Source organism: Streptomyces sp. AC1-42W, assembly GCF_003248355.1.
Classification (GTDB): Bacteria; Actinomycetota; Actinomycetes; order Streptomycetales; family Streptomycetaceae; genus Streptomyces.
In genome coordinates this window covers 2,985,237-2,999,145 of the sequence record NZ_QKWY01000001.1, presented here as the reverse complement: position 1 = coordinate 2,999,145, position 13,909 = coordinate 2,985,237, and the positions used below count along the sequence as shown (strand labels likewise).

At 71.4% G+C, this 13,909-nt stretch carries 10 protein-coding genes; 4 read left to right on the top strand and 6 right to left on the bottom strand.

The window, feature by feature from the left end:
* Nucleotides 1–146: 146 nt before the first annotated feature.
* Nucleotides 147–2,501 (top strand): chitinase C-terminal domain-containing protein, encoded by a 2,355-nt coding sequence (locus DNK56_RS13910; protein ID WP_111333955.1) that lies wholly within the window; start codon nucleotides 147–149, stop codon nucleotides 2,499–2,501.
* Between the two features lie 71 nt (nucleotides 2,502–2,572).
* Here DNK56_RS13910 and DNK56_RS13905 read toward each other — a convergent pair whose 3' ends face one another.
* A complete protein-coding gene (locus DNK56_RS13905) occupies nucleotides 2,573–3,751 on the bottom strand; it encodes an ROK family transcriptional regulator (protein WP_111335775.1) in 1,179 nt (392 codons plus the stop codon).
* A gap of 137 nt (nucleotides 3,752–3,888) precedes the next feature.
* On the opposite strand from DNK56_RS13905, the gene DNK56_RS13900 reads away from it, so the two are divergent.
* Nucleotides 3,889–5,112, top strand: coding sequence for an MFS transporter (locus DNK56_RS13900; RefSeq protein ID WP_111333954.1), 1,224 nt, complete (start codon nucleotides 3,889–3,891; stop codon nucleotides 5,110–5,112).
* Nucleotides 5,113–5,210: 98 nt separating this feature from the next.
* A complete protein-coding gene (locus DNK56_RS13895; protein WP_111333953.1) occupies nucleotides 5,211–6,602 on the top strand; it encodes a uracil-xanthine permease family protein in 1,392 nt (463 codons plus the stop codon).
* Between the two features lie 47 nt (nucleotides 6,603–6,649).
* Here DNK56_RS13895 and DNK56_RS13890 read toward each other — a convergent pair whose 3' ends face one another.
* The 4 genes from DNK56_RS13890 to DNK56_RS13875 all read right to left on the bottom strand — a co-directional run bounded on the left by DNK56_RS13890 (nucleotide 6,650) and on the right by DNK56_RS13875 (nucleotide 11,438).
* The gene (locus tag DNK56_RS13890) at nucleotides 6,650–8,350 is read right to left on the bottom strand and encodes a flavin monoamine oxidase family protein (RefSeq protein ID WP_111333952.1); all 1,701 of its coding nucleotides are present in this window, start codon (nucleotides 8,348–8,350) and stop codon (nucleotides 6,650–6,652) included.
* A gap of 68 nt (nucleotides 8,351–8,418) precedes the next feature.
* Nucleotides 8,419–9,216: a carbon-nitrogen hydrolase family protein gene (locus DNK56_RS13885; protein ID WP_111333951.1), complete on the bottom strand. Its 798-nt coding sequence runs from the start codon at nucleotides 9,214–9,216 to the stop codon at nucleotides 8,419–8,421.
* A 164-nt stretch (nucleotides 9,217–9,380) separates the two neighbouring features.
* Complete coding sequence (locus tag DNK56_RS13880) at nucleotides 9,381–9,836, bottom strand: Lrp/AsnC family transcriptional regulator (RefSeq protein ID WP_018103925.1); 456 nt, start codon at nucleotides 9,834–9,836, stop codon at nucleotides 9,381–9,383.
* A gap of 135 nt (nucleotides 9,837–9,971) precedes the next feature.
* Nucleotides 9,972–11,438 carry a GuaB1 family IMP dehydrogenase-related protein gene (locus DNK56_RS13875; protein WP_111333950.1) on the bottom strand — a complete coding sequence of 489 codons (1,467 nt, stop codon included), beginning with the start codon at nucleotides 11,436–11,438 and terminating at the stop codon, nucleotides 9,972–9,974.
* Nucleotides 11,439–11,746: 308 nt separating this feature from the next.
* Here DNK56_RS13875 and DNK56_RS13870 point away from each other — a divergent pair, with 308 nt between their 5' ends.
* Nucleotides 11,747–12,772 (top strand): terpene synthase family protein, encoded by a 1,026-nt coding sequence (locus DNK56_RS13870; protein ID WP_111333949.1) that lies wholly within the window; start codon nucleotides 11,747–11,749, stop codon nucleotides 12,770–12,772.
* 76 nt (nucleotides 12,773–12,848) lie between these two features.
* Here DNK56_RS13870 and DNK56_RS13865 read toward each other — a convergent pair whose 3' ends face one another.
* Nucleotides 12,849–13,865, bottom strand: a complete 1,017-nt coding sequence (locus DNK56_RS13865; RefSeq protein WP_111333948.1) for a sugar-binding transcriptional regulator — start codon at nucleotides 13,863–13,865, stop codon at nucleotides 12,849–12,851.
* Nucleotides 13,866–13,909: the final 44 nt, after the last annotated feature.

Sequence of the window (13,909 nt, the reverse complement as noted above, 5' to 3'; positions counted from 1 at the left end):
TGACGCACTGGTCTAGTCCTCTTAATCTCTGCGTCACCTCCGAGGAACGGTCCCCCGGTGTGCGCACACCGGTGACCAGGGACGAGTCACCCCCCTGTCCCTTCTTGTCAGTTGTGTTCTGCCGACCTCCCCAGGAGGAACCGAACGTGCTGTCCCCCACCCGTGCGAGAGCCTCGCTCCTCGCCGCCGGCGCCGGCGTCGCCGCGCTGCTGATCGGCTCGCTCTCCGCGACCCCCTCGGCCGCCGCCGTCGACCAGGAGTCCTGTCGCCCCGACGGGCTCTACGAGACGCCCGGTGTCACCGTCCCGTACTGCTCCGTGTACGACTCCGAGGGTCGCGAGAAGATGGGCGCCGACCACCCCCGGCGCGTCATCGGCTACTTCACCAACTGGCGGACCGGCAAGGACGGCAAGCCCGCCTACCTCGCCTCCGACATCCCCTGGGACAAGGTCACCCACCTCAACTACGCCTTCGCCCACGTCGACGGCTCGAACAAGCTCTCCGTGGGCGCGGACGGCCCGAACAACGCCTCCACCGGGATGACCTGGCCGGGCGTCAAGGGTGCCGAGATGGACCCCGGCTTCCCGTACAAGGGCCACTTCAACCTGCTGAACAAGTTCAAGAAGCAGTACCCGAACGTCAAGACGATGGTGTCGGTCGGCGGCTGGGCCGAGACCGGCGGCTACTTCGACGAGAGCGGCAAGCGCGTCGACTCCGGCGGCTTCTACTCGATGGCCACCAACGCGGACGGCTCCGTCAATCAGGCCGGAATCGACACCTTCGCCGACTCCGCGGTCGACTTCATCCGGACGTACGGCTTCAACGGGGTCGACATCGACTACGAGTACCCCACGACCATGAAGGACGCCGGCAACCCGCTGGACCACACGCTGTCCAACGGCCGCCGGGCCGGCCTGGTCAAGGGCTACGCCGCGCTGATGAAGACCCTGCGCGAGAAGCTCGACCGGGCGTCCGCCGCCGACGGCAAGCACTACCTGCTCAGCGTCGCCGCCCCGTCCTCCGGCTACCTGCTGCGCGGCATGGAGACCTTCCAGGTCCAGAAGTACCTGGACTACGTCAACATCATGTCGTACGACCTGCACGGCGCCTGGAACGAGTACGTCGGCCCGAACGCCGCGCTGTTCGACGACGGCAAGGACGCCGAACTCGCCCAGGCGAACGTCTACTCCACCTCGCAGTACGGCGGCATCGGCTACCTCAACACCGACTGGGCCTACCACTACTTCCGCGGTTCCATGCCGTCCGGCCGGATCAACATCGGCCTGCCGTACTACTCCCGCGGCTTCAAGAACGTCCAGGGCGGCACCAACGGCCTGTGGGGCAAGGCGGCCACCACCGACTGCCCGGCCGGCGCGGGGCTGACCAAGTGCGGTGACGGCGCTGTCGGCATCGACAACCTCTGGCACGACCTGGACGACAACGGCAAGGAGTCGCCCGCCGGCTCCAACCCGATGTGGCACGCCAAGAACCTGGAGAAGGGCATCGTCGGCGACTACGTCACCGACTACGGGTTCCCGGCGGACACCGAGCTGACCGGCACCTACGTCCGCAACTACGACTCCACCCTGGTGGCGCCGTGGCTGTGGAACGCCGAGAAGAAGGTCTTCCTCTCCACCGAGGACGAGCAGTCCGTCCAGGCCAAGGCCGACTACGTGGTCGACAAGGGCATCGGCGGCACGATGATCTGGGAGCTGGCCGGCGACTACGGCTGGAACGCGGCCAAGGGCCAGTACGAGCCCGGCTCGACGCTCACCTCCACGATGTACGACACCTTCAAGAACGCCACCCCCTACGGCGCGAAGCGCTCCACGATCGACCTGCCCACCCAGGCGCTGAACATCGACGTCTCCTTCGGCGCGTTCCCGCTGGGCGACTCGAACTACCCGATCAGCCCCAAGCTGACGATCACCAACAACACCAAGGCGACGCTGCCCGGCGGCACGGAGTTCCAGTTCGACTACTCCACCTCGGCGCCCGCCAACGCCAAGGACCAGTCCGGCTTCGGCACCACGATCGTCCGCAGCGACCACACCGCCTCGAACAACATCGGCGGACTGAAGGGCGACTACAACCGCGTCTCGCTGAAGCTGCCGTCCTGGCAGAGCCTGGCGCCCGGCGCCTCGGTCCAGGTCGACTTCGTGTACTACCAGCCGACGTCCACGCCGTCCAACTGGACCGTGACCTTCGACGGCAAGTCCTACGCCCTGGCGGGCGACCTGGCGCGCGGCACGACGGTCGTCGAGCCGGGCACCGGCTCCACCCCGACGCCCGACCCGTCCGGCTCCACCGGCCCGAGCCCCGACCCCACCCCCACGGGCGGCGCCTGCACGGCGGCGGCCTGGAACGCGGACACCGCCTACGGCGCGGCCACGACGGTGAGCCAGGACGGGCACCAGTGGAAGTCGAAGTGGTGGACGAAGGGCGAGAAGCCCGGAACCACCGGCGAGTGGGGCGTCTGGCAGGACCTCGGCGCCTGCTGAACCCGCTGAACCACTGAATCCCCCCGGTCCGGGGCGGGGCGTCCGACGCCCCGCCCCGGACCGTTCCCGTGTCAGCCCCGGGGGGCGAACAGCGCGTCCTGCGCCGCCTCGCGCGCCGCGAGCAGCGCCCCCTGCCTGACCGCCGTGCCGCCCAGCAGGGCCGCCCGGACCCCGGTACGCAGCGGGGACATCGTGGCCAGCCGCTCCTCGACGCGTGCGGCGAGGGCCGCGCCGCCCGCGTGGCCCACCTCGCCGGAGAGCAGGAGGAGGCCGGGGTCGAGGACCGCGGTCACCGAGGCCGCGCCCACCGCGATGCGGTCGGCCGCGGCGTCGAGGAAGCCCTCGCCGTCACCCTCCCCCGCGAGCGCCGCCCGGACGGCCGCCGCCGCGCCGGGCTCCTGGCCGTCCGCCGGGACGCCGATGCCGTGGGCGGCGGCCAGTTCGCACAGCGGCACCGAACCGGTCAGCGAGTGGAACCCTCCGTCGCAGTTGACGGCGGACGGCCTGCCGCCCGTGCCGGGGACCGGCAGGAAGCCGATCTCGCCCGCGCCGCCCGAGGCCCCCCGGCGCAGCTTCCCGTCGAGCATCACCGCCGCGCCCACCCCGTGGCCCAGCCAGAGCAGGACGAACGTGTCGCTGCCGCGGGCCGCGCCGACGCGGTGCTCGGCGACGGCGGCGAGGTTCGTCTCGTTCTCCACGAGCACCGTCGCCGGCAGCCTCCCCTGGAGCGCGCGGACCAGGCTGCGGTGCCAGGAGGGCAGTCCGCCGCTGTCGCGCAGCTCCCCGGTGACGGGGTCGATCAGGCCGGGCGCGCCGATGCCGACGCTGTGCAGGGGCGCGCTGCCCGCGCTGCGGGCGGTGGTCGCGAGCAGGGCGACGGCCTGTTCGACGGCGTTGTCCTCGGCGGTCTCGGTGCCGATCGGCAGGGTCGCCTCGGCGAGGGTGACGCCCAGCAGATCGGCGACGACGACGGAGACGCTGTCGGTGCGCACATCGAGCCCGGCGAGCAGCGCGCGGTCCGCGACGATGCCGTAGAGCCGTGCGTTGGGGCCGCGCCGGTCGGCGCCGGTCTCCCCCACCACGTGGACGAGGCCCGCGTCCTGGAGCCGTTCGACGAGGTCGGCGACGGTGGGCCGGGAGAGTCCGGTCAGCTTCTTCAGCTGGGTGGCCGTCAGGGGGCCGTCCTGCTGGAGGTGTTGCAGGGCGAGCCGGTCGTTGATGGCCCGAGCGGTGCTCGGTGATGCGCGCATACCGGAATCCTTCCAGACCGCCGCCGGCATCGGTCGAGCGGGCGGACTATTTATCAGGCAGGGTTCCTGATAGTTTACTGCCCGCAACACCGACAACTGCTTCAGCCGGGACGGCTTCAGCGAAGGGCACGGGGGACATGGCAAAGGAATCGACGACAGCGGTCTTCGGCACCGGGGAGGTGCGGCGGGCCAGGTACGCCATCGCGGCGGTCTTCACCGTGCACGGAGCGGTGACCGGCAGTTTCGCCACGCGGGTGCCCTGGATCCAGGACCACGCGGGCGTCAGCGCCGGGCAGCTCGGGCTCGCCCTGGCCTTCCCGGCGATCGGCGCCTCGGTGGCGATGCCGCTGGCCGGGGCGGTGAGCCACCGCTTCGGCGCCCGGACCGCGCTGCGCGGGCTGCTGGCCCTGTGGACGCTGGCCCTGGTCCTGCCCTCGCTGGCGCCCGACCTGCTGACGCTGTGCGTGGCGCTGTTCGCGTACGGGGCGGCCGCGGGCATGTCCGACGTGGCGATGAACGCCCTCGGCGTCGAGGTGGAGAACCGGCTCGACAAGTCGATCATGTCGGGGCTGCACGGCATGTGGAGCGTGGGCGCCCTGCTGGGGTCCGCGGCCGGCACGGTGGCCGCGCACGTGGGCGCGGACGCCCGGCTGCACCACGTCGTCGCCGCCCTGGTGCTGACCGCCCTGGGCCTGGTCGCCTGCCGGTGGGTGCTCGACCTGCGCAGCCGGCCGGACGAGGAGGCGCCGCCGCGGTTCACGCTGCCGCCCAAGTCCGCCCTGATCATCGGCGCGGTGGGCTTCTGCGCGGTGTTCGCCGAGGGTGCGAGCCTGGACTGGTCGGCGGTCTACCTGCGCGACTCGCTGGGCAGCTCGGCCGGTCTCGCCGCGGCGTCCACCACCGCGTTCGCGCTGACGATGGCGGTCGCCCGGATCGCCGGCGACCGGGTCGTCGACCGCTTCGGCGCGGTGCGCACCGTACGGGCCGGCGGGCTGCTCGCCACGGCCGGCGGCGTCCTGGTGGTCACCGGGCCGAACGCGGCGCTCGCCCTGTGCGGCTTCGGGATGATCGGGCTCGGGATCGCCGTGGTGGTGCCGCTCGCCTTCGCGGCGGCCGGGCGCAGCGGGCCCAAGCCGGCCCAGGCCATCGCGGGCGTCGCGACGATCACGTACACCTCCGGGCTCATCGCCCCGTCGGCGATCGGTTCGCTGGCGGAGGCCACCTCGCTGGTCGTGTCGTTCGGCCTGGTGTCGGTGCTGGCCTTCGGCCTGGTGCTGGGCGCCGGGGTGCTGCGGGCCGGCGACCGCAAGGCGCCGTCCGGCGAGGCGGCACGGGAGACGGCGGCGGCGCCCCGCGCCTGACCCGGGCCGGGCACCACTACCATGGCGCTGATCTTTTCCGCGTAGAGCGCCGTGTCCGGCGGGTACGGGCTCACGCACCTACACCACAGGGAGCAACCATGGGCCTCGGCGTGCGCTGGACCTTGCACGGCGACGGGAAGACGCCCGCACCGGGAGCGGTGGTCCGCCCCGACGAGCGGCTCTCCTGGCCCCGGACCTTCGGGCTCGGCGCCCAGCACGTGGTCGCCATGTTCGGCGCGTCGTTCGTCGCGCCGGTCCTGATGGGGCTCGACCCGAACCTGGCGATCATGATGTCGGGTGTCGCGACCGCCATCTTCCTGCTGGCCACGCGCGGCCAGGTGCCCAGCTACCTGGGCTGCTCGCTCTCCTTCGTCGGGGTGGCCGCGACGATCCGGGCGAGCGGCGGCGACAGCGCGGTGGTCACCGGCGCGGTGTTCGTGGTCGGCGCGGTGCTCTTCCTGGCCGGTCTCGCGGTGCAGCGGTTCGGCGCGCGGATCATCCACGCGGCGATGCCGCCGGTGGTCACGGGCGCGGTGGTCATGCTCATCGGGTTCAACCTGGCGCCGGTGACCGCGTCCACGTACTGGCCGCAGGACCAGTGGACGGCGCTCCTGGTGATGCTGTTCACCGGTCTGGCCGTGGTGTGCCTGCGCGGCTTCTTCTCCCGGATCGCGATCTTCCTGGGGCTGGTCTTCGGCTACGTCCTGTCCTGGGTGCTGGACCGGGTCCTCGGGAAGATCCACTCCCCCGCGGGCGGCGCCGAGGCGGTGGACCACTGGCGCCTGGACCTGTCGGGCGTCGGGAAGGCCGACTGGATCGGGCTGCCCTCGTTCCACGCGCCGAGCTTCGAGTGGTCGGCGATCCTGGTCGCGCTGCCCGTCGTCATCGCCCTGATCGCCGAGAACGCCGGGCATGTGAAGGCGGTCGGCGAGATGACCGGCGACTCGCTGGACGGCAAGCTGGGCACGGCCATCGCCGCGGACGGCGCGGCCTCGATGCTCTCGACGGCGGTGGGCGGCCCGCCGAACACCACGTACTCCGAGAACATCGGTGTGATGGCCGCGACCCGGGTGTACTCCACCGCCGCCTACTGGGCCGCCGCCGGCTTCGCCCTGCTGTTCGGCCTCTGCCCGAAGTTCGGCGCGGTCGTCGCGGCGATTCCGGGCGGGGTGCTCGGCGGCATCACGGTCATCCTGTACGGCATGATCGGCCTGCTCGGTGCGCAGATCTGGCTGAACGCCGGGGTGGACCTGCGCAATCCGCTGAACCTGGTGCCGGCCGCGGCGGGCATCATCATCGGCGTCGGCGGGGTCAGCCTGAAGATCACCGACAACTTCGAGCTGGGCGGCATCGCGCTCGGCACCATCGTCGTGATCACCGGCTACCACGTGCTGCGGGCCTTCGCCCCGGCCCACCTCAAGACGCAGGAGCCGCTGCTCGACTCGGGCACCTCCGCGTACGACGAGAAGCCGCCGGCCGCCGGCTCCTGACGGGAGCGGCCGTACGGGCCTGGTGAGGCCCGTACGGCCGGCGGCGCTCAGTCCTCCGGCAGTTCGACCGGGGCCAGTTCGTCGAAGAGGTCGCCCGGTCCGGGGTTGGTCGGGTCGGTGGCGCCGCCGAAGTGGTGCATCACGCCCCATACGGCGTTGAGCGCGGTCTGCACGGCGCCCTCGGCCCAGCCGGCCGTCCAGGAGATGTCGTCGCCGGCCAGGAACAGGCCCCGCTTGTCGGCGGGCAGCCGGTCCTGCATGAAGTGGGTGAACAGGCGCCGCTGGTAGCGGTAGTGGCCGGGCAGGTTGGCCTTGAACGCGCCCATGAACCAGGGCTCGTTCTCCCAGGACACGGTGACCGGGTTGCCGATGACATGGCCGCGGATGTCGACGTTCGGGTAGATCTCGCCGAGCGACTTCAGCATCACGTCCATGCGCTCGGTCGCCGACAGCGGCAGCCATTTGAGGCTGTCGTCGCACCAGGTGTACGAGAGGCAGACGCTGGCCGGCCGGTCCGGTCCGTCGTCCAGCAGATAGGTGCCCCGGGTCATCCGGTCGGTCAGCGTCATCGACATGGTGTCGCGCCCGGTGCTCTCGTCCTTGTCCAGCCAGAACGGCCGGTCCACGGGCACGAACAGCTTGGACGACTCCATGTAGTGGGTGCGCTCCACCGCCGTCCAGTGGTCGATCGGGAAGAGCGCGTCGTCGCAGGCGATCTTGGAGAGCAGCAGCCAGGACTGGCCGGTGAAGACGGCCGCCCGGTAGGTGCGGATGTCGCCGGCGGCGTCGGTGACGGTGATCCGGTTGCCGGCTGTGCGGTGCAGCCGGGTCACGGCGCCGCGCGGCTCGCCGTCGTGCAGCGAGGACAGCGAGGTGCCGAGCGGCCAGTGGACGATCTTCCGCGGCTCGCGCTCCCACAGGCGCTGCGGGAGCTGCTGGCTGCCGCCGACGATGGAGCGGTGGTGGTCGTCCGCCTCGGTGTAGACGACGCGCAGGATCTCCAGGATCGAGTTGGGGAAGTCGGTGTCCCAGCCGCCGGTACCGAAGCCGACCTGGCCGAAGATCTCGCGGTGCCGGAAGGACTTGAAGGCGTCGGAGTCGCAGAGGAAGCCGTAGAAGGTCTGGTTGTCGAGCTTCTCGACCAGCCGGGACCAGATCTCCCTGATCCGGGGGACGTCGCGTTCGCGCAGCGCCCGGTTCATGTCGGTGAAGTCGGCGCCCTCCTCCAGGCAGGCGTTCCAGGCGTCCATCACATCGCGGTAGACCTGCGGGAGTTCGTCGATGGTCCTGGCATAGTGCGACTCGCCCTTGAGGTCCACGACGGTGGAGGGGGTGGCCGGGGCGAGCGGGTTGGGGAACGGCTTGGTCTCCAGGCCGACCAGGTCGATGTAGTGCTGGAGCGAGGTGGACGAGGGCGGGAAGCGCATCGCGCCCATCTCGGCGGTGAGCGGTTCGCCGTCCGTGGCGCAGCCCTCGAACTCGACGGTGCGCAGCCGTCCGCCGATGCGGTCGGCCTCGTAGACGACCGGCCGCAGGCCCATCTTCATCAGTTCGTACGCGGTGATGATGCCGGAGAGCCCGCCGCCGATGACGGCCACCTCGGTGCCGTGCTCGGTGGCCGGGACCTGGCCGATGCCCGCCGGGTGGGCGAGGAAGTCGTCGTACGCGTAGGGGAAGTCCGGCCCGATCATGGTGATCGGCGGGGCCGCTTCCTCGGTGCTCTGGACGGCGGGGGGCACGGACGTCATGGGGTACGGACTCCTTGCGGGTACGGCGGGGCGGCGGAGAGGAGGGGTGCGGCGGGCTCGCGTCGGGCTCAGGCGAGGGAGCCGTACAGGCCGGGGCGGCGGTCGCGCAGATACGGGTTGGCGGCCCGTGAGGCGGCCAGCAGGGCGGGGTCGACGTCGCCGGTGACGAGTTCCCCGCCGTGCCCGGCGCGGGCGCGGACCGTGCCGTCGGGGCCGGCCAGGCAGCTCAGTCCGGTGAAGTCGTACGGGCCCTCGGGGCCGGTGCGGTTGACGTAGGCGATGTAGAGCTGGCTCTCGAAGGCGCGGACCGGGACGACGGATTCGGCGACGAACGAGAAGGGGTGCATCAGCGCGGTGGGGACCAGCAGGAGGTCGGTGCCGGCCAGGGCGTGCGCCCGGACGTTCTCCGGGAACTCGACGTCGTAGCAGGTCAGCAGGCCGATCCGGATGCCGTCCAGTTCGGCCTGGACGACGGGCTGCTCGCCGGGCGTGAACCAGTGCTGCTCGAAGTCGCCGAAGAGGTGCGTCTTGCGGTAGCGGGCGAGCGGAGTGCCGTCGGGGCCGATGAGCTGGGCGGAGTTGTACAGCGTCTCGCCGTCGCGCTCGGGGTAGCCGTAGTGGACGGCGATGCCGTGCCGTACGGCGATCTCGGCGACGGCCCGGGCGGCGGGCCCGTCCGCGGCCTCGGCGAGCCGGGGGACGTCGTCGCCGATGGCGTAGCCGGTGAGGTACAGCTCGGGGCAGACCAGCAGCCGGGCGCCGGTCTCGGCGGCGCGGCGCGCGGCGTCCGCCAGCAGCTCGACGGAGCCGGCGACCGAGCCGGGGCGTCCGGAGCTCTGGAACAGGGCGGTGCGCAACGGCGGCATGGCTGACCTCGGACGATGCGGGCGGAGCGGGGACGTAGAAGACGGTACGTTCCGCGATTCGGCCCGGACAAGCGGCGACCGTTGCGCATCGACGGCCGATCCGTTGCGCGGTTCGGGCGGGATGCGGCGATTCGTTGCGTGCCCCCGGTCCGTGCCGCGCGGGGTCAGCCCGGTGAGCCCGAGGAGTAACGCCGGAGCAGCGGCGAGAGCACCAGGACCGACTTGGTGCGCTCCACGTACGGTTCGCCCGCGATGCGCTCCAGGACCTGTTCGAAGTGGCGCATGTCGGCGGCGAAGACCTGGACGAGCGCGTCGGCGTCGCCGGTGACGGTGGAGGCGGAGGCGACCTCGGGGTAGCGGGCGAGGCCCTGCTTGATGGACTCCGGGGAGGTGTTGCGGCTGCAGTAGATCTCGATGTAGCCCTCGGTCTCCCAGCCGAGCGCGGCCGGGTCCACCCGCACGGTGAACCCGGTGATGGCACCCTCGGCGCGCAGCCGGTCCACGCGGCGTTTCACGGCGGGCGCGGACAGGCCGATGATCGAGCCGATGTCGGCGTAGGAGCGGCGGGCGTCCTCGGCCAGGGCGTGGACGATGCGCTCGTCCAGGTCGTTCAGTCGCACGTCGTACGGGTCACTTCTCTGCGGTGGCGCGGGCGGAGCCGGGCACGGCTGTGCCGGGGACGACGCGTGCCGCCCCCGGCAGTAGAACACGGCCCGGGGCCCGTCCGGCGGATCGGGGCCCCGGGGGTGCGGCGGCTAGCTCCAGCTGGCGTGCAGCGGCTTGCCCTCGGCGTAGCCGGCGGCGCTCTGTACGCCGACGACGGCCTTCTCGGCGAACTCCGCGAGGGAGGCGGCGCCCGCGTAGGTGCAGGAGGAGCGGACGCCCGCGATGATCGAGTCGATCAGGTCCTCGACGCCGGGGCGGGCCGGGTCCAGGAACATCCGGGAGGTGGAGATGCCCTCCTCGAAGAGCGCCTTGCGGGCGCGGTCGTACGCGGACTCGTCGGAGGTGCGGTTCTTCACGGCGCGCGCGGACGCCATGCCGAAGGACTCCTTGTAGAAGCGCCCGTCGGCGGTCTGCTGGAGGTCGCCGGGCGACTCGTACGTGCCGGCGAACCAGGAGCCGATCATCACGTTGGAGGCGCCGGCCGCGAGGGCCATGGCGACGTCGCGGGGGTGGCGGACGCCGCCGTCCGCCCAGACGTGCTTGCCGTACTTCTTCGCCTCGGCGGCGCATTCCAGCACGGCGGAGAACTGGGGCCGGCCGACGCCGGTCATCATCCGGGTGGTGCACATGGCGCCGGGTCCGACGCCGACCTTGATGATGTCGGCCCCGGCCTCGATGAGGTCGCGCACGCCCTCGGCGGCGACGATGTTGCCCGCCACGATCGGGACCCGCGGGTCCAGGGCCCGGACCGCGCGCACGGCGCTGATCATGGATTCCTGGTGGCCGTGGGCGGTGTCCACGACGAGGGTGTCCACCCCGGCGTCGAGGAGCTGCTTGGCCTTGCCGGCCACATCGCCGTTGATGCCGACGGCGGCGGCGATCCGCAGCTTGCCGTCCGCGTCGGTGGCGGGGGTGTACAGGGTGGCGCGCAGGGCGCCCTTGCGGGTGAGGATGCCGACGAGGCGGCCGTCCGCGTCCACGGCGGGGGCGAGCTTGCGGTTGGCGCCGTCGAGCTTGTTGAAGGCGTCGCGCGGGTCGATGTCCGCGTCCAGCAGGACCAGGTCCTTGGACATGACCTCGGAGAGCTGGGTGAAGCGGTCCACGCCGGACAGGTCGTGGTCGGTGACCACGCCGACCGGCCGGCGCTCGTCGTCCACGACGACCCCGGCGCCGTGGGCGCGCTTGTGCAGCAGGGACAGCGCGTCGGCGACCGTCTGGGCCGGGGACAGCTCGATGGGCGTGTCGAGGACCAGGTGGCGCGTCTTCACCCAGGAGATGACCTCGGTGACGACCTCGATCGGGATGTCCTGCGGGATGACGACCAGGCCGCCGCGCCGGGCGATGGTCTCGGCCATCCGGCGGCCCGCGATCGCGGTCATGTTCGCGACGACGAGGGGGATGGTGGTGCCGCTGCCGTCGGGGGAGGACAGATCGACTCCCTGGCGCGATCCGACCGCCGATCGGCCCGGAACCATGAAGACATCGTCGTACGTCAGGTCGTACGGGACCGAAGGGGACTCTGTGTAGCGACCGGTGCCGGGCTCAAGAAAACGCATAACACTCATTTTTTCATATGAAATCACGCAGGTCGCTTCCACGAAGGCACAACAAATGACCCCCCAATTTGTAGCTTCCTCCAAAAGGAATCCGCGAGAGGGGCCAAGGGCATATGCCACCTGCCTTGCCCGACGACTTTACCGGAACCGCGTTCATCCATTCCGATCATCTGCCCTGGACCTGGTGACGGGGGGTCAGGTAGCTTCAAACCCGCAGGTCCCGTGGGTCGTCACCATGCCCCGGAGGAACGGACGGACCATGCACAACTACCGTCACCCGTACGACCGGAGAGGATTGAGACCCGCCCGTGGAGAACAAACTTCCGGACATTTACTGCCCGTTCCCCCAGCGGATGAATCCGCATGTCGATCACGTACGCCGACATCTGGACACCTGGACTCGCGACACCGGCCTGGTGCACCGGGATTCGGCCCGGGAGCGATTCGAGCAGGCCGACTTCGGCGCATTCGTCAGCATGGTCCATCCGACCGCCGACAGTGAGCATCTCGAACTCGTCGCCGACTGGTTCGTCTGGCTCTTCCTCGTGGACGACCAGCTCGACGACGGCCACCTCGGACGCAGCCCCGAGCGCGTCCGGGACGTCGTCGCGCTGATGCTGTCGGTCGTCGAGGGCACCCGGACCGGGGTCCTGGCGAACGAGAAGGTGCCCGCGGCCGTGGTCGCCCTCATCGACCTGTGGCAGCGCACCACGCCGACCGCGGCGGTGCACTGGCGGCGCCGGTTCGCCTGGCATCTGCGCAAGTACCTCACCACCACCACGACGTGGGAGGCCGGGAACCGCGCGGCGGGCATAGTGCCGTCCGAGGAGCTGTACATCGAGAAGCGCCGCCATACCGGCGCGATCCTCGTCTGCATGGACCTCATAGAAATCGTCGCCGGCATCGAGGCGCCCCAGTCGATCCACAACGACCCCCGGTTCATCACGGCCCTGGAGTCGTCCTGCAACCATGTGTCGTGGGCCAATGACGTGTACTCCTACGAGAAGGAGCAGGTGCTCGGCGAGATCCACAACCTCGTCCACCTGGTCCGCCACCACCGCGGCCTCGACAAGCAGCGGGCGCTGGAACACGTCTGCGCGCAGATCGCCGGGGAGACGGAGCGCTTCCTGACGGCGGAGGCCGAACTGCTCGACGCCTACCCGCAGCTGGCGCCGATGCTGGAGCCGTACCTCGACGGGATGCGCAGCTGGATGCGCGGCAACCTCGACTGGTCCGGGCAGACGCCCCGCTACAACCCGGCCGACGTCAGCCAGTACGACCGGCCGGAACAGTATCTGGAGGCCACGGTGCTGGGCGTCACCCCGCAGGACTGACCACCGTGCGCATGAGGGAGGGGCGGCCGTACGGCCGCCCCTCCCTCATGTCCGTCGTATCCTCCGTCCGGAGGGGTCAGTCGCCGTCCGGGTCGGCCCGCTCCAGGGCCGGCCGGCGCGGGGCCCCGGACTCCGTCAGCAGGTAGTCCGCCGCGGCCGTGTCCGTCACCAGGCTGGTGACCAGTCCCGAGCGCAGCACCGCGCCGATCGCGGCGGCCTTGCGCTGCCCGCCCGCGATGGCCACGACCTCCGGAATCCGGCGCAGCCGGTCCGCCTCGACGGTGATGCACCGCTCACCGAGGTCCCGGCCGACCCGGCGGCCCTCCGCGTCGAACAGATGGGCCGACATCTCCGCGGCCACACCGAGCGAGGCGTAGTGCCGGCGCTCCTCGTCCGAGAGCATGTCGTGCACCGTGGAGATACCCGGCTCCCAGGAACCGATGGAGACGGCCGCCACCGTCACCTTGTCGAAGTACTCGAAGGCGCGGGCGATCCCGGTCTGGTGGCGCAGCGCGGCGGCCGTCGCCGGGTCCGGCAGCAGCATCGGCGCGTAGATCGGGTGGGCCTCGCCGCCGGAGACCTGGGCCGCGCGCCGCACCGCCTCCACCGAACCGCGCTCGGCGGTGCCCGCGTCGTACACCCCGGTGAGCTGCACGACCGTGCACGGCGGCAGCCGGTCGAGGGCGGCGGCCATGTGGATGGTGGAGCGGCCCCAGGCCAGCCCGAGCACATCGCCCTCGGTCACCAGTTCGCCGAGCAGATCGGCCGCGACCTCGCCCAGGTTCTCCGGGTCGGCCGCGTCGTCCTGCTCCTCCGCCGGGGACTCGACGACCACCGCGTGGCGCAGCCCGTAACGGGCCCGCAGCGCGTCGGAGCGCTCGGCGTCCAGCTCCGCCGGGACGCGGATCTCGATCCGTACGAGGTCGCGCTCCAGTGCGGTCTCCAGGACGCGCGCGACCTTGAAACGGCTGACGCCGAACTCCTCGGCGATCTGGATCTTGGACTTGCCCTCGAGGTAGAAGCGGCGGGCCATGGCCGCCGCCTGCACCAGCTCCGCGGGCCCCATCCGCAGGGCGGACCGGCCCGCCGACATTGCAGACACCGCGTTCTCCTCACTGCTGTTCACGCTCTTGATAC

Excerpts from the sequence above, each read along its gene's own strand:
- DNK56_RS13900 (WP_111333954.1), top strand. The coding sequence starts at position 3,889 with ATGGCAAAGGAATCGACGACAGCGGTCTTCGGCACCGGGGAGGTGCGG.
- DNK56_RS13885 (WP_111333951.1), bottom strand. The coding sequence starts at position 9,216 with ATGCCGCCGTTGCGCACCGCCCTGTTCCAGAGCTCCGGACGCCCCGGC.
- DNK56_RS13865 (WP_111333948.1), bottom strand. The coding sequence starts at position 13,865 with ATGTCGGCGGGCCGGTCCGCCCTGCGGATGGGGCCCGCGGAGCTGGTG.
- DNK56_RS13890 (WP_111333952.1), bottom strand. The coding sequence starts at position 8,350 with ATGACGTCCGTGCCCCCCGCCGTCCAGAGCACCGAGGAAGCGGCCCCG.
- DNK56_RS13905 (WP_111335775.1), bottom strand. The coding sequence starts at position 3,751 with ATGCGCGCATCACCGAGCACCGCTCGGGCCATCAACGACCGGCTCGCC.
- DNK56_RS13875 (WP_111333950.1), bottom strand. The coding sequence starts at position 11,438 with ATGCGTTTTCTTGAGCCCGGCACCGGTCGCTACACAGAGTCCCCTTCG.
- DNK56_RS13895 (WP_111333953.1), top strand. The coding sequence starts at position 5,211 with ATGGGCCTCGGCGTGCGCTGGACCTTGCACGGCGACGGGAAGACGCCC.